At 60.9% G+C, this 22,222-nt stretch carries 18 protein-coding genes; 7 read left to right on the forward strand and 11 right to left on the reverse strand.

Annotated features, from left to right (window positions below; all coding sequences use genetic code 11):
* Positions 1 to 2 precede the first annotated feature (2 nt).
* On the reverse strand, positions 3 to 365 hold the full coding sequence (locus ABD112_RS08160; RefSeq protein ID WP_343924846.1) for a BlaI/MecI/CopY family transcriptional regulator: 363 nt from the start codon (positions 363 to 365) through the stop codon (positions 3 to 5).
* Between the two features lie 88 nt (positions 366 to 453).
* Here ABD112_RS08160 and ABD112_RS08165 point away from each other — a divergent pair, with 88 nt between their 5' ends.
* Genes ABD112_RS08165 through cydC form a run of 3 tightly spaced genes read left to right on the forward strand, consistent with a single transcriptional unit; the run spans position 454 to position 6,513 of the window.
* Complete coding sequence (locus tag ABD112_RS08165) at positions 454 to 2,064, forward strand: cytochrome ubiquinol oxidase subunit I (protein WP_343924848.1); 1,611 nt, start codon at positions 454 to 456, stop codon at positions 2,062 to 2,064.
* Positions 2,065 to 2,082: 18 nt separating this feature from the next.
* Entirely contained in the window at positions 2,083 to 3,126 is a 1,044-nt protein-coding gene (gene cydB, locus ABD112_RS08170; protein WP_343924850.1) for a cytochrome d ubiquinol oxidase subunit II, read from the forward strand.
* 15 nt (positions 3,127 to 3,141) lie between these two features.
* A complete protein-coding gene (gene cydC, locus ABD112_RS08175; RefSeq protein WP_343924852.1) occupies positions 3,142 to 6,513 on the forward strand; it encodes a thiol reductant ABC exporter subunit CydC in 3,372 nt (1,123 codons plus the stop codon).
* A gap of 18 nt (positions 6,514 to 6,531) precedes the next feature.
* On the opposite strand, the gene ABD112_RS08180 is transcribed toward cydC, so the two are convergent.
* The 9 genes from ABD112_RS08180 to ABD112_RS08220 form a co-directional block, all read right to left on the reverse strand.
* Complete coding sequence (locus tag ABD112_RS08180) at positions 6,532 to 7,635, reverse strand: acyl-CoA dehydrogenase family protein (protein WP_343924854.1); 1,104 nt, start codon at positions 7,633 to 7,635, stop codon at positions 6,532 to 6,534.
* 219 nt (positions 7,636 to 7,854) lie between these two features.
* Positions 7,855 to 8,127 carry a HigA family addiction module antitoxin gene (locus tag ABD112_RS08185; RefSeq protein WP_343924856.1) on the reverse strand — a complete coding sequence of 91 codons (273 nt, stop codon included), beginning with the start codon at positions 8,125 to 8,127 and terminating at the stop codon, positions 7,855 to 7,857.
* 15 nt (positions 8,128 to 8,142) lie between these two features.
* Positions 8,143 to 8,436: a type II toxin-antitoxin system RelE/ParE family toxin gene (locus ABD112_RS08190; RefSeq protein WP_343924858.1), complete on the reverse strand. Its 294-nt coding sequence runs from the start codon at positions 8,434 to 8,436 to the stop codon at positions 8,143 to 8,145.
* Positions 8,437 to 8,551: 115 nt separating this feature from the next.
* Positions 8,552 to 8,869, reverse strand: coding sequence for a hypothetical protein (locus ABD112_RS08195; protein ID WP_343924859.1), 318 nt, complete (start codon positions 8,867 to 8,869; stop codon positions 8,552 to 8,554).
* 1,209 nt (positions 8,870 to 10,078) lie between these two features.
* Positions 10,079 to 13,267 (reverse strand): type I restriction endonuclease subunit R, encoded by a 3,189-nt coding sequence (locus ABD112_RS08200; protein WP_343924861.1) that lies wholly within the window; start codon positions 13,265 to 13,267, stop codon positions 10,079 to 10,081.
* Positions 13,264 to 14,304, reverse strand: a complete 1,041-nt coding sequence (locus ABD112_RS08205) for a DUF3644 domain-containing protein (RefSeq protein WP_343924863.1) — start codon at positions 14,302 to 14,304, stop codon at positions 13,264 to 13,266. The genes ABD112_RS08200 and ABD112_RS08205 overlap by 4 nt, the downstream gene beginning before the upstream one ends.
* A 63-nt stretch (positions 14,305 to 14,367) precedes the next feature.
* Entirely contained in the window at positions 14,368 to 14,922 is a 555-nt protein-coding gene (locus tag ABD112_RS08210) for a restriction endonuclease subunit S domain-containing protein (protein ID WP_343924865.1), read from the reverse strand.
* A gap of 571 nt (positions 14,923 to 15,493) precedes the next feature.
* Positions 15,494 to 17,122, reverse strand: coding sequence for a class I SAM-dependent DNA methyltransferase (locus ABD112_RS08215; protein ID WP_343924867.1), 1,629 nt, complete (start codon positions 17,120 to 17,122; stop codon positions 15,494 to 15,496).
* Positions 17,122 to 19,224 (reverse strand): hypothetical protein, encoded by a 2,103-nt coding sequence (locus tag ABD112_RS08220; RefSeq protein ID WP_343924869.1) that lies wholly within the window; start codon positions 19,222 to 19,224, stop codon positions 17,122 to 17,124. Before ABD112_RS08220 ends, ABD112_RS08215 begins: the two co-directional genes overlap by 1 nt.
* Before the next feature lie 224 nt (positions 19,225 to 19,448).
* On the opposite strand from ABD112_RS08220, the gene ABD112_RS08225 reads away from it, so the two are divergent.
* The 3 genes from ABD112_RS08225 to ABD112_RS08235 are packed head-to-tail and all read left to right on the forward strand — an operon-like array spanning position 19,449 to position 21,337.
* Entirely contained in the window at positions 19,449 to 19,733 is a 285-nt protein-coding gene (locus ABD112_RS08225) for a DUF3892 domain-containing protein (protein WP_343924871.1), read from the forward strand.
* Positions 19,734 to 19,759: 26 nt separating this feature from the next.
* Entirely contained in the window at positions 19,760 to 20,272 is a 513-nt protein-coding gene (locus ABD112_RS08230) for a hypothetical protein (protein ID WP_343924873.1), read from the forward strand.
* Between the two features lie 54 nt (positions 20,273 to 20,326).
* Positions 20,327 to 21,337, forward strand: coding sequence for a TM2 domain-containing protein (locus tag ABD112_RS08235; protein WP_343924875.1), 1,011 nt, complete (start codon positions 20,327 to 20,329; stop codon positions 21,335 to 21,337).
* Between the two features lie 18 nt (positions 21,338 to 21,355).
* Here the strand turns inward: ABD112_RS08235 and ABD112_RS08240 are convergent, their stop codons facing one another.
* Positions 21,356 to 21,745 (reverse strand): VOC family protein, encoded by a 390-nt coding sequence (locus ABD112_RS08240; RefSeq protein WP_343924877.1) that lies wholly within the window; start codon positions 21,743 to 21,745, stop codon positions 21,356 to 21,358.
* A 121-nt stretch (positions 21,746 to 21,866) separates the two neighbouring features.
* Here ABD112_RS08240 and ABD112_RS08245 point away from each other — a divergent pair, with 121 nt between their 5' ends.
* Complete coding sequence (locus ABD112_RS08245; protein ID WP_343924879.1) at positions 21,867 to 22,130, forward strand: phosphoribosyltransferase family protein; 264 nt, start codon at positions 21,867 to 21,869, stop codon at positions 22,128 to 22,130.
* The last annotated feature ends 92 nt before the right edge of the window (positions 22,131 to 22,222 follow it).

A 22,222-nucleotide genomic window follows, 5' to 3' on the forward strand; every position in this document is an offset into this window, starting at 1 on the left:
GGCTACCGGCCGGCGAGAATGCGGCGCAGTGTTTCAGCCTCTTCGCCTGAGACCTGACCCACGAAGCGTTCGAGAACCGCGGCGCGATCGCTCGCCCCACCCAGTACTTCGTGCATGAGGTCGGCCATGTGTGCTTCGCGAGCGGCGGCAGCACGATAGAGGTGCGGTCGAGAGTCACGCTCGCGCACGACAAAGTTCTTGTTCTCGAGCCTCGACAGCACGGTAAGAATTGTGGTGGCTGCTAACTCTCGGCCAGCAACTTCGGGTGCCGCAAGCTTGGCCTGAAGGTCATACGCAGAGAGGCTTTCGGCGCTCGCCCAGAGCAGATCCATGATGCTGCGTTCGAGTTCACCAAGGGAATACATGCAGTAATTCTACCTCAGGTAGAAATAATTTCTACAACGGTGTAGAAATAGTTCTACACGATGTAGAAAATGCAGTGGAAGGTGTGGAGTGGATCCGCTAGAAATCGCCCGGTGGCAGTTCGGCGTCACCACCGTTTACCACTTCATCATGGTTCCCCTCACGATCGGCCTCGGCCCGGTGGTCGCTCTCATGCAAACCCAGTGGGTGCGCACTGGTGACGAGAAGTGGCTGCGCATGACCAAGTTCTGGGGCAAGTTGTACCTCATCAACTTCATCATGGGTGTTGCTACCGGCCTCGTTCAAGAGTTCCAGTTCGGCATGGCCTGGAGCGAATACTCCCGCTTCGTCGGCGACGTCTTCGGCGCCCCCCTCGCTATGGAGGGCCTGCTCGCCTTCTTCTTCGAATCAGTCTTCCTCGGCCTCTGGATCTTCGGCTGGAGCCGTCTCCCCAAAAAGATCCACCTCGCGACCCTCTGGATCGCCGTCGCCGGCTCGGTTGTTTCCGCCTTCTTCATCATCGTCGCCAACTCATGGATGCAGCACCCTGTCGGTGTTGAACTGGTCGATGGTCGCCCCGTCATGAATGACATCTGGGCCGTACTCACCAACAACACCGCCCTCGCCGCCTACTCGCACACCATCATGGGTGCCCTGGCCGTCGGTGCCGGTTTCGTCGTTGGCATCTCGTGGTACCAGCTCTGGCAGCGTCGTCGTGACGGAATCGACTCTGTGGATGCCGCAGGCCGCGTCGTCGTCGGAGAGAATGCCAGCATTCCTGGCCGCGATCGCAAGGATCACTCGGTGTGGCTGACCAGCATCCGCATTGCTGCAGTTATTGCGATTGTCGGATTCGGCGGCGTTGCCATCACGGGTGATGTGCAGGCGAAGCTCATGTTCGATCAACAGCCCCTCAAGATGGCGGCGGCCGAGGCGGCCTGCCAAGACGGTACGAGCTTCTCGGTGCTGTCGATCGGCAACCTGGGTTCGCAGAACTGTGATGACGTTGTGGGCATTATCGAGATTCCGGGCATCCTTTCATTCCTGGCCCACGGAGATTTTGATACCGAAATCAAGGGTGTCAACACGCTCATTCCGGAGTACCAAGAGCTGTACGGCACGAACCTTCCGGACGACCCGCTGTACGGTGAGCGCGCGGGTATGGAGATCAACTATCTGCCCATCATGGAGGTCACCTACTGGGGCTTCCGGCTCATGATCGGTTTCGGAATGCTTGCCGCTGCTTTCGCCGCACTGACGCTGTGGATTGTTCGCAAGGGCACCGTGCCTCGTTCGAAGTTCCTGATGGGAACAGCACTGCTCAGCATTGCAGCTCCCTTCGGCGCCAACATTGCCGGCTGGGTTTTCACCGAGATGGGCCGCCAGCCCTTCGTTGTTGTGCCGAACCCGAACCCGAGTGGCGTTGACGGTGTGTTTATGTTCACCGCTGCCGCTGTCTCCCCCGGTGTTAGTGGTGAAGAGATCATCTTCTCGCTCGCCTCCCTCGCTCTCGTCTACGCGTTGTTGCTCGTCTTTGAAGTGCGACTGCTAATCAAGTACGTGCGTGGTGGCGTGGCCTCGGCAATGCCTGAACTCGGGCATCCGGAAGGCGGCGACCCGGGCAACTCAGGCGATCCAGACAACCCCAACGATCCCAACCACCCAGACCGACGCGACGACGTTCTCGCGTTCGCCTACTAAGCAGAAGGGAACCCACTCATGGAACTTCTCCCCACCGTCTGGTTTATTGCGATCGCGGCACTGTGGATCGTCTACCTCCTCCTTGAGGGCTTCGACCTTGGGGTCGGGATGCTGCTGCTCTTCAGCACCCGCAGCGACAAGCAGCGCCGGCTCATGCTCAATGCCATCGGCCCGGTCTGGGATGGCAACGAGGTCTGGCTGATTACGGCCGGAGCCGCCACCTTCGCGGCATTCCCGTTTTGGTATGCATCGCTATTTTCGGCGCTCTACATCCCGCTGACGATCGTCTTGGTGAGCCTTATCTTCCGCGCCGTGGCTATTGAGTACCGCGGTAAGGGCTCTAGCGACACGTGGCGCATGTGGTGGGATCGCGCCCTCGGGCTCGGCTCGCTCGGTTCAGCTTTCGGCATCGGTGCAGCCCTTGCGCTCACCACCACGGGCCTCCCGATTGATGCGAACGGTGACCGCGTTGGCGGCGCCTTCGCGTGGTTCACCCCCTACGCAGTGCTCGGTGGCCTTGCCGTTGTTGGTTTCTCACTCGTGCACGCGTCCGTGTTCCTCGGTCTCAAAACCGATGGCGAGGTACGCGCCCGCGCCCGCAACTTCGTGGTGCACTGGAGCCCTGTCGCCCTGCTGCCCATCGTGGCGTGGGTGCTCATCATTCAGTTCCAGCACGGCACCGTCATCACCTGGGCACTCGTTGTGGTCGCCGTGGTCGCGGTCGTCTTCGCCTGGATCAGCGCTCGAGCCGGGCGTGAAGGCTGGGCATTTGTGGGAATCGCCGCCTTCTTGCTCGCTGGTGCGTCATCCATCTTCGCTGCGGTGTACCCGGTGGTACTGCCCTCGACGCTCAACCCGGCGTTCGACCTCACTATCTCGAATGCGGCAAGTGGCGAATATACCTTGGGCGTTATGACTGTTGTTGCTGGCTTCGGCCTGCCGCTGGTGTTCCTCTATCAGGGCTGGACCTACTGGGTATTCCGCAACCGTCTCAGCGAGCACCACCTCCCTGAGGCTCACACTGTGAAGCCGGCTGTTGCTCCCCCTGTCTCAGCTCGTTAAGGCACCATGGAGGGCATGAAGGCCATACTCCGCGAACGACTTGCAGCCGGTTTCGGTCCGGGGGGCTTACACACGCTGTTTGGGCTGGGCCTGCTGGCAGCCCTCAAGGGTCTCGCCCTGGTGCTCATGGCCGAGGCAGTCGCACGCGGTGTCGTCGGAGTTATTGAGGCGGATGCTCGTGCGTGGCAGTTCGCGATTGGGCTCGGTGTCGCCGCCGGACTGCTGCGCGCAGCTGCTGCTTGGGCAACCGAGAGTTTTGCTACCCGAGCCGCTCTTGGCGCGAAAGAAGCCTTGCGCCATGAGCTCGCCGAGCGGATGCTTGTCGGCAGCGATTCGCGCGTCGGTGCGAGCACCGCGATCGCCACTGTGGGGCTCGATGAGCTCGATAACTACTACCGGGTGGTGCTTCCCGCGATTGTGACAACGGCGACGGTTCCACTGCTGATCGGTGCCCGCATCCTCTCGGTCGACTGGGTGAGCGCGCTCATCATTGTTGTGACGGTTCCGCTGGTTCCCGTGTTCATGGTGCTCGTCGGTGGCCACACTCGCGAACGTGCAGAAGCGGCCAGCGCCAGCCTCGAACGACTCTCGGACCATCTCGTCGAGCTGGCTCGCGGGCTTCCCGTGTTGGTCGGCCTCGGTCGGGTTGGCGAGCAGTCGCGTGCCCTGCGTGCGATCTCTGCCGAGAACCGCACGACCACTATGGCGACGCTCCGCTCCGCCTTCCTCTCAGCGCTCGTACTCGAACTGATCGCCACAATCTCGGTCGCTGTTGTTGCCGTCTTTGTCGGTGTGCGACTCGTGGATGATCAGCTCTCCCTCACTGTTGGCCTCATCGCTCTCGTGCTCGCGCCCGAATGTTTCGCACCCTTCCGTGAACTCGGTGCGGCGTTCCACTCCTCCGAGAATGGACTCACCGCCCTGCGCCGCGCCCGCACGATCATCGATGCACCGCGTGCCCGTGAACATCGCCAACTCGACGGCAAGTTCCGCGTTGTTGACCTCACGATCGGCTACGACGGTCGAGCACTCCCCGCGGTCGACAACCTCAGTTTCACGGCCACCCCCGGCACGATCACGGCATTGGATGGGCCGAGCGGCAGCGGAAAATCCAGTGTTCTCGAGGTGTTGGCGGGCAATCGCGAACCCAGCGGCGGCAGCGTGTGGGGCATCGACCCGCAGCACGTGGCGTGGGTTCCGCAGCATCCCCACACCGTTGCCGACACCGTCATTGGCGAACTGCGTCTCTACAGCAGCGACGAAAAGGCCATCAAGTCTGTCGTCGTCGAGCTGGGCTTGGCGGCGATCGCTGAGGCCGACCCTCGCCAGGTGAGTCCCGGCGAACTGCGTCGCATTGCGGTCGCGCGCGGACTGCTGCGCGTCGAAGCGGGCGCAACCCTGCTACTGCTGGATGAGCCGACCGCCCATCTCGACCCGGCATCCGCGCATCGTGTGGAGACGGCGATTGCTGAACTGCGCGGTCGCCCTGTGACGGTGCTGGTTGCCTCGCACGAGTCGGGCATTGCGGCTCTTGCTGACCAAGTTGTTGCCGTGGGCGCTTCAGGTGGCACGCGTGCGGTCGAGTCTCACGTTGATCCGCTAGCTGTTGCTCAGGAGTTGGATGCTGACGCTGTCGCCGCGCCCAGCTCACCCCGCGCCACTCTCGCCAGCCTGCTCGAGTTTGTGCGTCCGTCCCTCGCCACTCTCGTCGGAGCGATCGCTCTCGGCATTGGCGCGAGCCTTTTCGCAATCTCGTTGACGGCGATTTCGGGCTGGCTGATTGTGCGGGCCAGCGAGCATCCGCCGATCATGTTCTTGCTCGTCGCTATCGTGGGCGTGCGGTTCTTCGGCATCGGCCGTGCGGCCCTCCGCTATGCGGAGCGTCTCGCGACTCACAGTGCGGTGCTGAGTTCAGTGATTGAGTTGCGGGTCGCGCTCTGGAACGGTCTCGGCGCACGAGCCCTCGGTTCCCGTGCGCTCGCCAATGGTGGGGTTGCTCTCGACTATCTGGTCGCTGCTTCTGACCGGGTGCGGGATCTTGTTCCGCGCGTGGTGCTGCCGCCCGCCGTGGCCGTGGGAACTTCGCTTGCCGCACTGATCGCTGTCGGATTGCTGCACGCCCCAGCGGTGCCCGTGCTGCTGGGGGGTCTTGCCGGCGCGCTCGTCGGCGCTCCCATCATCGCCGTCTGGGTCGATCGGTCTGCCGCCCACGGCATCGCCGAAGTGCAGTCGCGTGTCGTGCGCGCCTTCGCTGCCATGACGGGGGCCGCCAGCGACCTGCGCGCTAATGGTGTTGGTGAGCGGATGCTCGGCCGCCTCGATCGCATCGACGCTGAAGCCGGGGCGCTCTCCCGCCGCAGCGCCCGCGCCCTGGGCATCGGCAACGCCGTCGTCGTGCTCGCCTGCTCGGTGACCGCCGTCGCGATGCTTCCCGTCGCCGCGCCCGCTGTGATTGCCGGCACCCTGCCCATCGCCGTCGTCGCCGTGCTTGTGCTCATCCCGATCGGGCTCGTTGACTCGCTCATCGCGTTCGTTGACTCCGTGCAGCAGTGGCCCGCGCTCGGTGCCGCGCTGGCGAAGGTGCGCGGGGTTACTGCGGGGGTTGAGAGCACCGACGCCGCCGTCGACCGTGGGCGCTCGGGCCGCGGCCTGCGAGGATCGCGCACCGGCATTGACACCGGAGCCGCGAGCGCAGACCAACCGCTGGCTAACGTCAACGTTCTTGAACTGAGTGAGCTCGGCATCCGCTGGCCTTCGAGCCCTGCCCTGGCTTTCTCGGGAGTGACTGCCCGCGTTGAGCGGGGTGGGTGGCTTGTGGTTGAGGGGCCCTCGGGGGCGGGAAAGTCGACGCTGTTGGCGGCGCTGCTTGGATACCTTCCGCCTGCCGCTGGGTCGTGGAGTCTCGGCGGTGTGGATGCTCGCGAGTTGTCCCCCGAGCAATTGCGGCACGTGGTGACCTGGTGCCCGCAGGAGTCGCACCTCTTTGATTCGACGATTCGCGCGAATTTGCTGCTTGGACGGGCACACGACGATCAGCCGTCCGAGCACGAACTCGTAGCGGTTGTGCGTCAGGTTGGTCTTGGCTCGCTGTTCGATTCGCTCGATCGCGGGTTGGATACCCGGGTCGGGTCGGCAGGCAAGAGCCTGTCGGGTGGTGAGCGGCAGCGTCTCGCGGTCGCCCGCACCCTGCTGACTCGTGCCGTCGTGGTGCTGCTCGACGAACCGACTGCTCATCTGGATGCGGCGAGCGCCGAGCAACTCATCGCCGATCTGCGAGTGGCACTGGCCGATAAGATTGTGGTGCTCGTGAGCCATCATGCGGATGAGCGCCGCGACTCCGACGTGAGTGTGCGCCTGGGTGCACGCGAGCAGGTTTCCGCTCTTTAGCCCTCGCTTAGCAACGGTCTAGTCGCCGAACAAGTCGCCAGCAACAGTCCGATGCACCGACTCGGGGTTAGAGGGGTGGTAGATGCCCGCGAGCACATCGCGTTGCAGACGAGCGAGTTCACTGCTGCTGCGGAACGCTCCTCCCCCAGCGGAGCGCATTACTTCGTCAACGACGTGACGAGCGGTTTCCGTGGTGCGGTGCTTGAGGCCGGTCAGTTTGCGGAACCATCCCGAGCCGTGATCAACGAGCCCGTCAACGTCGTCGACGACGCTGTGCAGTTGCGGTTCAATCGCGTCGAGGGCGAGCGCCGCATCTGCCATACGCCACCGCAGGTCCGGATGCTCGGAGTACGCGTCACCGGTAATGGCCGAGCTGCGCTTCTGCAGTGCTTCGACTCCGAGTTCGAGGGCGCGGTCGGCGAGCCCCGCATAGACGGAGGCGATGAGCGGCAAGAAGTTGGCGAACACGGCGAAGATGAACGGGTCGGTGTTGGGGCCGACGGGCAGCACACGAGCGACTCGGTTGCTGGGAACGAAGGCGCCGTCGAGCACGGTGGTGTGACTTTGGGTGGCGCGCATGCCGAGGGTGTCCCAGTCGTCGAGGGAGCGCCAGCCGGGGGCTGATCGCTCGATGAAGCCGTGCACGAGGGTTTCGGTGCCGTCCTCGGCGATGTGCTTGCCGAACGTTCCGAGCTGGGTCCACGCCGGCGAGAGTGAGGTGGAGACCTTCGTGCCGGTGAACGTGTAACCGCCTTCGACGGTTTCGGCGGTGGTGAGGGAGTCCCACATGACGAGGTCGTTGCCGGGTTCACTGAGGCCGAAGGCGAATACTTCGCCGGCTTCGGCGTCTGCGAGTAGCCAGTCGAGGCTGGTGTCGCCGCGTTCGTGGAGGGCCCAGGCGACGCCGATCCACACGAGGTGCATGTTGATGCCGAGCGCGGTGGCGGGAGCGTAGGCGGCGAGGAGTCGCTGGTCGTCGGAGAGTTCACGCAGGCTGCGTGGCTTGAGGTAGCCGACGGCACGCAACTCTTGCAGGTCTTCGGTGAAGAAGATGTTCTCGCGGTCGTAGCGTGCGGCGCGCGAACGGATGCGATCAAGCAGTGCTGGGGTGAGTACCGTCATGCGTCAACGCTACTGTGTTGCGTCGCGGGGAAGGGCAAGTGTCTCCGATTCCTGTGGAGTTGGAGCGGCGCTCACTGCCACCCGTCGCGTTCAGACGCAATCTGGCGATCCAGTTCTTCTGGCGTGCGGGCTGCACCCGTAGGCACCTGGTTGCGCGTCAACCACGTCGCCGCGTGTACAGCGGTGTGGTCGGAAGTATTCTCAGCGGCAACCACGAGCTCAGCTCGCTAGGGGAAAAACATTGCGTTGCGGCTTCTGGCGCTCCACCCACAGGTCGTACGCGGTCTGCATGCCGAGCCAAAGTTCAGCGCTGGTGCCGAGCAAGATTCCGAGGCGCACAGCCATATCCGCTGTGACTGATGCATGACCATTGCGGATGCGCGACAGGGTCGCCCGCGTGACACCAAGTCGTCGAGCGGCTTCAGCGAGGCTGATGTCGCCAAGGTAATCCTCCAGCAACAGGCCGGGGTGGGGAGGGTTGTGCATGCTCATCGTTCCTGCTCCGTTCTAGTGATAGTCGAGGTAGTCCAGAAGGTAAACGTCGGTGCCCTCAAACATGAAGACCACCCTCCAGTTGCCGCTCACCCAAATCGCGTGGTGACCCGTCACGTCGCGCCCTGCAGCTGAAGCGCCACTCAGCGCATGCGGTCTCCACGATGCGGGGATGTCGTTAATCGACTGAGCGTTGTCGAGCACCGCGAGCTGTCTCTGAAGTTTGTTGGCGTGATCTGGCCGTATCCCCGACTTCTTTCCCGTCGTGAAGAACGTTTCGAGACCTTTGCGGCGAAACGACTTGATCACAGCTTCAACCGTACAGTCATGCTATACGTATAGCAAGGGCATACGTAGCTGGTGACAACCGCACTGTGACAAAACCCCGCGGAGGAGGCGGTGGCTTGCCCTACGCCTTTGGCGATCATGCGGGGACGAGGGTAGATTCCTCGCAAGTTACTTCGAAGTTGGATCCCGAGCTGCGCGAGATTGCACGCATGCTCGACTGAATTATTTCGTCAGCCGTGGATCGCATGTTGTTCGCAAGCATGTTCTCAAAACGGAAGCCCACAACGATCTCAACTTCGGCTTCATCTCCTCTGACAAAGTAGGCCGTCGCCGCAGGGTAGCTCTTGAGGGTCACCGCCAAACTCTCTTCTAACCGGGGCACGACTTGGTCGATCTGAACGGCTCGGCTGTCGGCGAAGCTCAGCGAAACTGTAAGTTCATAGCGCTTGTGCATGGTTAACATTGTGGTCCCGTCACTATGTGCTTCATCGTATCGCGAGCCTCCGTGATTTTTTCGGAGTCGCTCGCCATCGTTGAGAAGTAGACGCGGCAGCCTGTGGCAGCAACCGAACCCTTCCCTGCCCACGCACAAGATCCGGCTCATGGCGCTTCTCTTTTCCACAGCTAATTTTCTGTATAGTTCGCGAAGGGAAGCCCCGGCCCGCCGAGGCGAAGTGCCGGAGTATGCTAATCCGGTTGAGGAGCATGGATCAGCGGGTGAGCTACGCCCCGCCTCGCGCCGTACCGCGCACTGCGTCGCATAGAACGCGAGTTCATCGGATCAGAGCACGGGGCCAAAATCTCGCAACGCTTAATCTCATCGGCTACAGCAGCTGCCACTCCAACTAGCGCGGCGATAATATCAGCCGAGGCGCACCGCTGGATGGTCGCGGGCGATATTTTGCGTGGACCTTATCCTCGCCAGATGGGCCCAAGTAGATAATGACTCAGCGCACCTGTCTCGGAGTCCCACGCGATCCTGATCTTCGTATCACTCCCAGCCTTAATCTGACGGGAGGTAGATCGGGTTGGGGTCCTAAAGCTAATCTCTCCATCGGCATCAATTCCAAAGATGAATGTTTCGAATCGACTAACGCTCCCGACTTCGACTCCGTTCCAGAGGACCTTGACCGTGGGGTTCACGGCGAACTCTTCCATATAGCCATGGACCTCCACTCTCGACTTTGCCGGCGAATCGACATCTGGCTCCCGGTCTATTGCTGAGGCACTGTTTCGGTGTTCTTCTGTGGGCTTGGCTGGCCAACCTGCCTGCGGCGGCGGCGGCGGCGAGGCGGGGTGAACAGCACGCGGAGTCGAATATAACGAGTGCTGCGTATAGGGCTCAATGACTTTATAAGCTGCCTCACGAGCAGCGTCGGCTTGTTCGCGCGCCTCCCGTTTAGAGGCCAATGCGAAGAAGGCATAGGAAGCCCCGAACGCAAGAAGCGAATCGAGCACACTAGCTATATCCTCGGCAACGGACAGTGCTCCCCCCGGCCCATCGCCCCAAATATTGTTAGAGAGAGTGCCAAGCCCGATCAGGATGAACACGCCACCAAGAATTCTTAGGAAAAATTTCACAGTCGGCCCTTCCTGGCCGAATGGATCGGACTAAGTCGAGACGCTACGGTGCACAAGCCGGCCCGCGTGTAGCTCATTGTCTTCACGCCCCCGCCTCCCGCTCGGCGGCATACCGCGGCGCCATCGATTCCATTTGTTCCATGACCAATTTGATTGCTTCGGGCTGCTTGTCTGGCGGATACCCGTTGATCACGAGTAGCCGTTTGATTGACGAACGCAGTTTGGCGCGCACATCGTCGCGCACTGTCCAGTCGGTTCGCACGTCGCGCCGCATCACCTCAACGAGGCCGCGCGCAATGGCCGCGAGCTTGCCATCACCCTGCACTTCAACGGCAGATTCGTTCTGGGCTACAGCGTCATAGAACGCGAGCTCGTCCGATGACAGCGACGGTGAGAACGTTTCCCCACGCTTACCTTCGAGCGCAACTTCGCGAGCCAAAGCAACCAGCTCGGCAATGACCTCGGCCGATGTCAGTTGTTGGTTGGTGTACTTATTCATGAGTTCGGTGATGCGTTCGGAGAATGCCCGCTGGCGAATCATGTTGTTGCGGGTGACGTTGGTCGATTCTTCGGTGAGCATCTTGCGTAGCGCTTCAATTGCTAGCTGCGGGTTGCGCGCCTTCTGCGTTGTGGCAACGAACTCGGGTGTGAGGTCACTGAGCGAAGGCTTGGGCATGCCGGCCGCATCGTAGATGTCGAACACTTCTCCGGCATCCGTGGCTTCGGCGATGAGTTGTCCGAGGAGGCGTTGGATGTCTTCGGGTACGGGTTCGCCGCGGCTCTGGCGATCCATGGCGTCGAATTTGGCCATCCAGACGCGCACTTCTTCGTAGAACGAGATTTCGGGGTGCAGGTTTGCCAGATTGGTGCGTCCACTGGCGAGTGCCCAGGCGCGGGCGAGCTGTCCGGAGAATCTGCGGTAGCGGGCCGCCAAAGTCTCGTCACCCAGCGACGGTTCATTGCCCGGAGTCCCGACGCTGCGCAGGTAGTTCGCGCCACCGCTGGCGGCGTTCAGGTAGGCCTTGGGTCCGCGCTTATCGAGCACTGTGCGCCAGTCATACCCGGCCAGCAGTTCACGAAGTTTGTTGACGAGTTCGGTTGCGAGCGTGACGGCTTCGTCGACGGAGCGGCCGATAGGTTTGTTCTTTTGGTCGCTTTTTGTGTATTCGGCGAGGGCGTCTTTGAGGTTGTCGACGAGGGGTGCGTAGGCGACGAGGAGTCCGTCTTGTTTTCCGCGGAACGTGCGGTTGACGCGCGCGAGGGTCTGCATGAGCAGTGCGCCTTTGAGGGGGCGGTCGAGGTAGAGGGTATGGAGTGGTGGTGCGTCGAAGCCGGTGAGCATCATGTTTTGCACGATGACGAGCTCGAGTTCGTCGTCTACGTCTTTGAGGCGTGTTTTGATGGCGTCGTTTTGGGAGGGGCGGCGCACGTGTTCGACGATCGGTGAGGGGTCGGAGGGGGTTCCGGAGTAGACGACTTTGATTGTGCCGGCGGTGAGGTCGTCGGAGTGCCATTCGGGTCGCAACTTGATGATCTGGTCGTAGAGGCGGGCGCAGATTTCGCGGGTGGCGCCCACGATGAGGGCTTTGCCGGGGGCTTCGATGAAGGGGAGCATCCGTGTGCGGCGTTCTTCCCAGTGAGTGACGAGGTCGGCGGCGAGGGCTTCGAGTCGTTCGGGGGCTCCGTAGATGGCGTTGACGACGGCGACGGATGCTTCGATGCGGGCACGTTCGGTGTCGTCGAGGGCGAGGGTGGCGTCGTCGGCGGCGGCATCCAATTCTTCTTGGGTGATGGTGTCGGCGAGGCTGACTTTGATGAGGCGGGGTTCGAAGTAGACGGGCACGGTGGCGTTGTCGTCGACGGCGCGCGTGAGGTCGTAGATGTCGATGTAGTCGCCGAAGACGTCGCGGGTGTTGCGGTCGTCAAAGGAGATGGGGGTGCCGGTGAAGGCGATGAGGGTGGCGTTGGGGAGGGCGTCGCGCAGGTGGCGGGCGTAGCCGTCGAGGTCGTCGTAGTGGCTGCGGTGGGCTTCGTCGACGATGACGATGACGTTGCGGCGGTCGGAGAGGAGGGGGTGTTCGGTGCCGGTGGCGCGTTCGTTGTCGGTGCGTCCGAACTTTTGCAGGGTGGTGAAGTAGATGCCGCCGGTGGTGCGGTTGCCTATTTCGTCGCGCAGTTGGGTGCGGCTTTTGATTTGTTGGGGTTTTTCGGCGAGCAGCATGCTCTGGGCAAAGGTTTGGAAGAGTTGGCCGTCGAGTTCGGTGCGGTCGGTGATGACGACGATGGTGGGGTTTTTGAGTTTGGGGTGCCGGGTGACGAGGTTGGCGTAGAGCTCCATTTCCATGGATTTGCCGGAGCCTTGGGTGTGCCAGACGACGCCCGCTTTTCCGTTGGATTCGACGGCTTGCACGGTGCTGCCGATGGCTTTGGAGACGGCGAAGTATTGGTGGGGTTTGGCGATGCGTTTGGTGAGGCCGTCAGCGTTTTCGTCGAAGGCGGTGTAGTTGCGCAGCAGTTGCAGAAAGCGGTCTTGGTTGTAGAGCCCGTCGATGGCGTCTTCGAGGCCGGTGACGGTTTCGCCGTCGATGCTGCGGTTGGGGGCGACGGGGGCGCCGTCGTCGTCTACGTTCCAGGGTGCGTAGTGGTTGAAGGGGGTGAAGGGGGTGCCGTATTTGGCGTCGAGTCCGTCGCTGGCGAGGGTGAAGACGCAAAACCGGAAGGCGAGGGGGAATTCGCGGAGGTAGGTGCCGAGTTGGGCGTGGGCGGAGGCGACGTCCGCGGTTTTGCTGCCAGCTTTTTTGAGTTCGATGATGCTGACGGGCATGCCGTTGCAGTAGAGCACGAGGTCGAAGCGTCGTTTGTAGTCGCCTTGGATGAGGGTGACTTGGTTGACGGCGAGCCAGTCGTTCTGGTCGGGGTCGGCAGAGAGCAGGCTGATGGTGGGGTTAGCTTCGACCCCGTCCGAATCGATGTAGCTGATCCGGAACCCGTCGACAAGGTATTGGTGGATGCGAAGGTTCTCGGCGATCGCATCTTTCGACTTCGGTGCTGCAATCTCGGCGACGGCTTGCGCAAGGTATTGCGCGGGCACGTCGGGGTTGAACTTCTGGAGCGCTGCGAGCAGACGAGGGCGGATGAGGAGCTCGTCCCAGCTATCGCGCTCGTTTGAACCTGGGGCGATCTTGTCGCCGGTGAGCGGGAGCCAACCCAGCTCTCCGAGGGTGTCGAGGGTGAGTTGTTCCCAGGCTGCTTCGCTGAAACTGAACGTCATATTTTCTCCGTGCTCTGGGGCTTGCGGCCGAGAATCTCGTCTCGAAGCGATGCATCGCCAAACTTTCGGATCAGAAAATCGACCCAACTCTGGGTGTAAACGTACTGTTCAAACGGCGCGCTGTATCTGCAAAAGTCGGATCGCGTTGATGTTCTGTTCTTGTTTTTTGTGTCCGGCCTTGCATTGAAAAACTTCCAAGCTCTCGTATGCCAATGCATGGTGAAATTAGGAACCCGTTCACGTACAGCGTCGACGACCTGTCCGGCACGCATCGAGCCGAGTGAATCGACTGGGACCTGCTTCTCGCGAATGACCGTGCGAACCTGATCGAGAACTTTGCGCTCGCTGTCATCGAGCTCGCTCTCTCGTACGAACGTCATTGAAGCATCGGCTTCAGATTTGGGTCCGGTGTGCGGAAGCAGGAAGACACGGAACTCGAAGCCCTGATCTCGCGTGACGGACTCATCGACCCCAGTGTCGAAATCCTGTATCCACTCAAGGAGCCCCTTCGGCACCGCTGCGCGTACTGCTTTCACCGCCTTAATGCCATCTCCTGTAATGGTCGAGACGAATAGCGGAAAACGGAGTTCACTGCCTAGACCCTCGTCTTCTCCAAAAATCTCGACTAGGACGGACTCGTAATTGAGCAGGTTTGACTGCGTCCTACCGCTAACGAATGAAGCTATGTTTTTTTCGTGGCGATGTTCGATCCGATTACGTAAACCAGTAAAAAAGGTGAGGTTCGCGGCTCGAGCATCGTTCGCTGAAAAGTACTCGTATGCCATCGTGTGTAGTGACTTGTAGGTCCAATCACCGTCCGGGTGGCTTACTCGCCGACCGCCCTTGCCTCGGATGTAAGGGTCTCCGTTATTTTTCAGAGCATTTGCTTGAAGTAGCTTGAGCCATCCCATCGACATATGAACAATGAATGCCTCTAATTGCCGTTCATTGCCGGAACGGTTGTAAAGGTCAACTGCGAGCCGCACCTCATTCTTTGAGCCCTGAAGCACATGCCACCATGCTGGTTTTGGCGACATGTCAGATTTCTCCAAGGGTGTCGAGGGCGGGTTGTGCCCATGCTGCTTCTGACATTCCGACTATCACATGACCTCTTCGGTCTTCTTCTCAGCGTCTTTCACCCGGAGCCTGCCCGACATAAGCTCGGGGAGCAGGGTGTCGCGCAGCTTGGCGAGAGCGCTTGACTCGCGGGCCATCTGAGATGCCAACTCAATGAGCGGTGCAGCCGAGGCCGTGAAGCTGGCACGCGCTTCCTCTCTCGGGATGAGCATCTTGATTGCTTCTGCTTCAGCACGGTTCAAGCCGGGCACCGCTGAGTCTGAATTTAGCTGGTCAAGCTTCAAGCTGCTGAGCAAGAAATAGGCGTATTGCTGGCTAACTCCGGGTGAAACGGGCCTGGCGAAGAATGTTGTATCGATGGGCCAGTGGGGCCCATCGATCCAATGGACAGCGCCCGCCGTGCCCTTGCGCCCGACAACGACGCCGCTTTGATTTACGATCGCCACCGAGTGTCGTCCGACCACTCCACCGCTACCGACTACACGAACCTCCCCAGCTTCCCGAGCCGGTGCAGGCAGTGATTTACCGTACTCGAGCCGCAACAGCTCACCCAAAATTCCCGGTTCAGTTGAAGACACGACTATCCTTGCGAACTCAGCCCGAGCTAGATCCCAAGCCGTCGAAGCTGTAGCGCTATTAGCGGCTATCTTGTCATCGAACGCCCCGAGCACCTCCGCTACCGCGTGCTGTTGGGCGCGGCTCGGCAATGAGACCGTGAAGGTAAGGAAGTCGTCCCGACTCAAGTCAAGATTGGTAGTTCCAGTCCCCCTAGCTCGACAGTAAGCACGGTATCGGGGCGCTTGTAGTGCCCAATATAGAAAGTTACGATCTACGACGCTGTCGTCGATGTCGAGCCGAATCGTATCTTGCGTAAGTCTGCCGCTTTCTACAGAGGCCGGAACCCTCGCTACCGCCCCTAAGAGGTCGGCAGCGTGAGTTACATCCTTGAGGGAAACATAGAGATCTCCTGGACCCAAAAGTGTGCGCCCCACAGATTCGCCACCGTAGGTCTTGAGGTTTTGCCCACGAAAACCACCATTCCGGTTTATCGTTCCCAACCCCAAAAGAACTGGCCCAGGCAATCCCAACAGCGCGCTCTTGTAAGACTGACCACGCTGCAGCTCCACGAAGTCGCCAAGTGGCCTTTCGCTAAACATCGGACACGCTCCGCAGTCCGTCACGCAACAGGCCAGACAATCGCTCCGACTCATCAAGTTGGTGAGTCAATTCCGCGCTAAGTCTCTCAATCTCCATCTGAGCGTCCTCCCAGTTGCTTTCCACTTCCAACGCGCCGACGTAGCGCCCCGGAGTGAGTGCATAGTGAGAAGTCCGGATTTCAGCGAGACTCGCTGAGTAGCTGAAGCCCGCCTCGTCTTCATAAACGAGCCCGGCATCCGTCGCCGACTTCGTGCCACGCCACGATCGGAATGTGTCCGCTATCTTCGCGATGTCATCGTCGCTGAGTGCGCGCTCCTTGCGGTCGACCATGTGACCGAGGTTTCGTGCGTCAATAAAAAGGACGTGACCGGATCGATCGATGGCACCGCCCTGTCCCGCTGTCTTGTCCTTAGTGAAGAACCAAGTACAAACCGGGATCGCGACGCTTCGGAAGAGGCTCGTGGGCAACGCGACCATGCACGACACAAGGTCTGCCTCGACGAGCTGCGCACGAATGTCGCCCTCGCCACCGGAGTTCGACGACATCGACCCGTTCGCCATCACTACGCCCGCGCTGCCGCCGGGGGCGAGCTTCGAGATGATGTGCTGGATCCACGCATAGTTCGCGTTCCCCGCAGGAGGCACACCGTAGCGCCAGCGTGGATCGCTCTCACTGCGCGCCCAATCCTTGATGTTGAACGGCGGGTTCGCCATCACAAAATCAGCCTGCATATCTGGGTGCTGATCGCGCGCGAACGTGTCACCCCAGCGACTCGCCAAATTGCCATTCAGACCATGAATGGCGAGGTTCATCTTCGCCAAACGCCAAGTGCGCTCATTCAACTCCTGACCATAAACAGAGATGTCGCTTCCCTCTTTATTGTGCGACTCCAAGAACTTCTCCGCCTGCACAAACATGCCACCCGAACCACAACACGGGTCATAGACACGACCATGCGTCGGCTCCAGAATCTCCACCAACACCCGCACCACACCAGCAGGCGTATAAAACTCGCCACCACGCTTACCCTCGGCAGCCGCAAACTTCTCCAAGAAGTACTCATACACCTCACCCAAAAGGTCACGCGCACGCGTCGAACCCTGCCCGGTGAAACGCGCCGAATTGAAAAGATCCACCAGTTCGCCCAAACGGCGCTGATCAAGGTTGTCCTTGTTATAGAGACGCGGAAGAGTTGCCGCGAGTGCCGGATTCGACGCCATAATCGCATCCATCGCCTCATCAATCAGCAGACCGATCGACTTCGTCGGCTCAGCCGTCGACGCCGCAATGCCCTTCGCGTTCTCCGACAGAAAACCCCAGCGCGAGTTGGACGGAACCCAGAAGACCCCATGACCGGTGTACTCATCGACATCATCGATGAGTTGCGCGATCTGATCTTCGCCGAGACCATCAGCCTCAAGCTCGGTCGCGATCTGTGCGCGGCGCTCCTCGAACGCATCTGACACATACTTCAGAAAAACCAGTCCCAGGATGATGTCCTTATATTGCGAGGCATCCATCGAACCGCGCAGCTTATCGGCCGCCTTCCACAGGGTGTCTTTCAGTTCCTTCATGGTCGACGGAGCAGCATCCGTTTTCGTCTTGGTGCGAGGGGGCATCAGTTAGTTCCTTCCGGTAGGGCAATTATGGCGGCACCACTGCCGGTAATGATCTGGTTGTTGTGGGTAGTCAGAGTGCCGGCAACAACGCCGCCGACAAGAAGATTTTCGAGATCGACGAGGGTGCGCATCCGCTCAGCAAGCACAGCCCGCTCGGACGCGACACTCTCCAGCGCCTGTGCCAAACCAGCGCGCTCAGCAGGAACCACGCGGCGCACAAGCCAACGCTTCCACTCACGCGACGACTGCTCGGCAATGTCCGACGCCAGCAACTCTGAGACGAGACCCGCCGGGTCTGACGAGTTGATGCGTAAAATTCGTGCCGGATAACGCACGACCGAAAAACCTGCGGCATCCACGAACGCTTTCGGATGCGGGCTCGTGCAGAACACGACATCGCCCGGCTCCGTCAGTCGGGCTGCCGGATACTCTGCCGCCAATACCAACCGGTCGATCCGGCGAGCGCCGACCTCAACCTGGCCGGTCAACTCGTCGACGCCGATCACGGCATAACCGATGTCAGCCTGCAGATCCTCTGATGCTAGACGCGCACCAGACAAACACCGTACATGGCGCGAACCAGCAAGCGAGCCCAACGTTGCGGCCGGCAACGACAACGGCGAATCAGTGGGAACGACATTTCGCACCGCTTCGGGAGCTTCCTCACCGAGGGCCGCAATGATCGCATCCAGGCGTGCCGGGAAATCAGCCCCCACCTGCTGGCGCTGCTGCGTTGCCGTGGTGCGCGGCACCGTCACTACGGGCTTCGTCGACGCGACCAACGAACCCGACCGTGCCAGAAGAGCACCCGTCGAAACCGGGCGAGCGAAACGGAATGCGTGAGCACGGATCGACGCCTCATCACCCATTGCTGCCGTCAGATCGCTCACCAGATCGGTTCGCATCCCCGCCGACAGCGGCTCATCGCCCAGATCAGCAACCATCGTCCACTTGTCGGCACGCGCGACCGACTCGTGGGCCGGACCACACACCCACAGCGCGAGCGCCTGACGTGGGTTGCCCGTTACCAGCCCGCGCGGCAGACGGACTATCGCCCGAAGCTTGCCGGAACGGAGAATCTGCGAACGGATCGCATCCGCCTCAGCCGTGAGCCGAGCGTCGGTCAGCACGGATGCCGGCGCGAGCACAACAGCCCGCTGGGCGTCATCCATCTGAAGAACAATGTTGTCGATCTCCGACAGGATCTGCACCGGCGACATCACCGGCGACTCAGGATGCGGGAACTGCGCCACATGCACCGGCGCACCACTCGCGGAGAACTCACCCGTGTTCGAGACAGCGAGTGAAGCGTGCGGCAGTTGGTGCGCTACGAGTCGGCGGCGCAATAGCCGCGCCCCCGACCCATTCGTGTTCGCTGTGATAGCCGCGGCGTCGACACTCTCATCGATCGACTTCAGGACCGCGATAAGCAGATCGCCGCACGCGCCGGTGGGATCCACAAATATGGGCTGGTTGGGGTGGGCGGCAGGGTTGCTCCTCGCCAGCTCCATGGCAAGCTCGCTGACCAGAGCGGTGGCCCCCGGTTCGAGAGCCGTGCGCGAGAGAGCCCTGCTGCCCTCCCGAAAACGCTCCCCGAGCAGCGACTCGAAAGCGGCGGACGCGCCATAGGCGCCATCCACCAGAACATCGACGAAGCGGGCCATCGCAACAAGCTCATCGCCCGGAGCGACTACCTCGCTCTGAAGGCTGGTGTCATCCGGATCGACCTCATCGGCAAGATCGAGAAGCTGCTCGCGATCGAACGCCCCAATGGGCTCATCGGCGGCAGCACGCAACGCGACCAACGCGGTGAGGGCATGAAAAGACTCCGAATCGCCACGACTTGTGGCATCAAACCGGGCGAAAGCGGGAGCATCCGCAACCACATCGGGGTTATTACCCCGACCCGTTGCTACCAACCACTCCGCCACCCGCCGCGCATCAAAAACCTCACTGCCACGATCCTGGGCAACAGGAGAAGGGAACGGCGCATCGGATGCCGCAGCCCGAGAACGCCACATCGACACCACCGGGCGCTGCACCTGCGCCAAACGCGCAATACCGGAAAGGGAGATGAACAGGTCTGGCTTCGTAGCGGTCATGACTCCCCTTTCGGATTCGGTCTGCGGCAGTGGTGCACGGCTGTGGTGCACGGCTGTGGTGCACGGCTGTGGCACACGATGAGCTTAGCTCGACGGCGAGTTATTTTACATTCATTGTGCGATAAGCCCCCTTATCAATAGTTTTGCGTTGCGATGAGCTCTAGTGCTGCACGCTTCACTAAGTCACGGCAGGAGGCCCTGACAGCTGAACAAAGGAGCACCCAATGCTGTACATCCGCCAAGTTCGCGTTCAGACGCCGGGCACCACAAACCAACACATCATCGACGTCAAATACTCAGGCACCAAGACCGGCCCGCTGATGACGGCGAGTCGCGGAACAATCGTCAGCGTCATCGATGGCGGCGGAGACATCTACACCTACAACAACGGCACCGGTGCGGGCGCCCGGGTCGTCACTCGCGATGGCGCGAACTACCTCAAGTACATCACTACAGAGGCCGACGGCACAGAAACCAACAACCTGCTCGAACTGCCGCGGTTCCAGTAAGCGACCGCGAAGAAAGGGAAGAGACCATGACCACAACAGAATCAGACACCCCGCCTCCGACAGAACCCGCAACCCCGACAAACGAACCCGCGTCACCTCAAGCCTCCTCACTAGTCAAGCCCGTCGCATTCGGGCTCGTCGGGGCGGGAATCGGGCTCACGCTCGGCCTAGTTCTTGGGCTCGCCGTGATCCCCACCATCGGAAACCTCGCCGGCGGTGTCATCTCCGCAGCCCAGCCCAGCCCGATCACGACCGCTGTCGAAACTTGCGGGGTTGAAACGAACCAGTGGATTGATGTTGGCGATGCAGGCCAGAGCCTCTCAATGCAGAGTCTCGGCGAAGAATCATCCGGAGCAGAGTTCGAAGACGTCTTCTGCGTACTCGACGAACTCAACACCCCCGACAGTGCCCTCAGTCTCATCAGGAACACACGGGCGCTCGACGGCCGACAATCGGCCGACTGGAACGGCTTCAGCGCCTCCTGGGGTTACCACCCCGACGACGGCCTCGACATCGTCATCGATGTCGCACGCGGCTAACTCACTCCCACCAATCACCAATCACCAATCACCAATCACCAATCAAGGAGCATCATGACCAATGACACACAGCAGCCTTCTTCCGCACTTCCCCCACCAATCCCTGCCGTTCCTACGGCACCAGAATCCTCCAAGTCATTTCTTGCAACCTGGCTGCTCTCGCTGCTGCTCGGCTTCTTCGGAGTCGACCGTTTCTACCTCGGAAAAGTTGGCACCGGCATCCTGAAACTCATCACCTTTGGCGGTTTTGGAATCTGGTACCTCATCGACCTCATTCTGACCCTCACCGGCGCACAGAAGGACAAGCAGGGGCTGCCCCTCGCTGACTACGAGAAGCACAAGAAGATCGCATGGATCGTCACCGGCATCCTGATTCTGTTGTCGATCATTACCGGCTCGGTCAACGGCGGCAATGCCGCAAACCAGTCATCGGATGCCCCGAGCACGAGCACTGAACAGTCGACCGACTCCGAGCTCGACGCAGAAACACCGGCTGAAGAGACTGACACAGTGCAGAACTGGGCAGATGACACCTTCGGCACTTTTGACACCATCACCGAGTCCGGTACCGGGGACAACCTCATTACCCTTCCCGAAGGCGTAAAAGCTGGACTCGTAACCGCGACCCATGATGGCGCGTCGAACTTCGTCGTCAACGCACTCGACGCGAGCAACGCCGCCACAGGCGACCTGCTCGTCAACACCATTGGTGTCTACGACGGAATCAGCGTCTACGGTTTCAACTCCTTCAGCGATGCGACCACCCTCGAAGTCAAAGCCGACGGAAACTGGACGATCACCATCGCTCCCCTCTCGACCGCTCCCGCACTCGTAGCATCCGGTGCCGGCGACGGCGTGTACCTTTTCGAAGGTCCGGCCGGAAAACTCACCGCGACGCACGATGGCTCAAGTAACTTCATGGTGCTCGAAGAAACCGGCGAAGCCTTCTCGATCGGCCTACTCGTCAACGACATCGGCGTCTACTCAGGAACCGTGCCGCTGAGCGCAGGCCCCTCCGTCATCAGCGTCAAGGCTGACGGCGCTTGGACGCTTGTGGCCGAGTAGTCACCCGAGCTGCGCGAACTACCCATTCAAGACGGAAAGCACATTGCCTGCCGGATCCAGGAACCAGGCGATTTGCATCCCGTGTCCTCGCGCGATGCCGTTCTCGTCAGTCTCGAGCTCGCCTTCTGTTCCGGAGTTCTCGTAAATCTTTGTGCGCACCCCGAGCTTGTTCAGCTGGTCGACAGCGGCCTCCACGTCTTCGGCTACGAAATTCAGCACCGTGTAACTGGCGGGTTGGTGATCGTCCTTCGGGTAGACGAATACCTCCGCGCCGCCCGGCAGGGTCATCCTCAGCGAACCCATCTCGTCGTCGGCGAGGGTCAGGCCCAGCGTCTCGCCATAGAAGGTCTTCGCTGCGGCAATGTCGTCCACACTGAAACCGGAGTATGCGCTTGTTGGAGTAAACATGATGTACCTAATTTCCTTGAGGGCTCGACCCCCGACCCGAGCACCGTGGGTGTTTTCGTGGGACCAGTCCACACCTCTCCCCCCTCATGTGCAACCATTTCCCCAGTGAGGGAGTTAAGCCATGCTGTTCCGTGATCGTTGCGATGCCGGCCAGAAGCTGGCTGCCAGACTCATGCATCTGGCAGCGGAGAAGCCAATCATCTTGGGGTTACCGCGCGGCGGAGTCCCGGTAGCGGCGCAGGTCGCCCAGGCAATGGATGCCCCCCTCGACGTGATCGTCGTCCGCAAACTTGGTGCACCCCTCAACGACGAGTACGCGATGGGCGCCATCGGAGACGGCGTCGAAGTGCTGAACGAAAACACCATCCGCACCCTAGATGAGTGAGTCCTATTAGGTGGATGCCGCGTGGGTGCTGTTAATCAGAGGCGGAGGGTGTTAAACCCTGCGTGTGAAGACAGATTTGAACACCCTCCTGA

Origin of the sequence: Rhodoglobus aureus, assembly GCF_039527955.1 — a bacterium.
GTDB classification, from domain to species: Bacteria; Actinomycetota; Actinomycetes; order Actinomycetales; family Microbacteriaceae; genus Rhodoglobus; species Rhodoglobus aureus.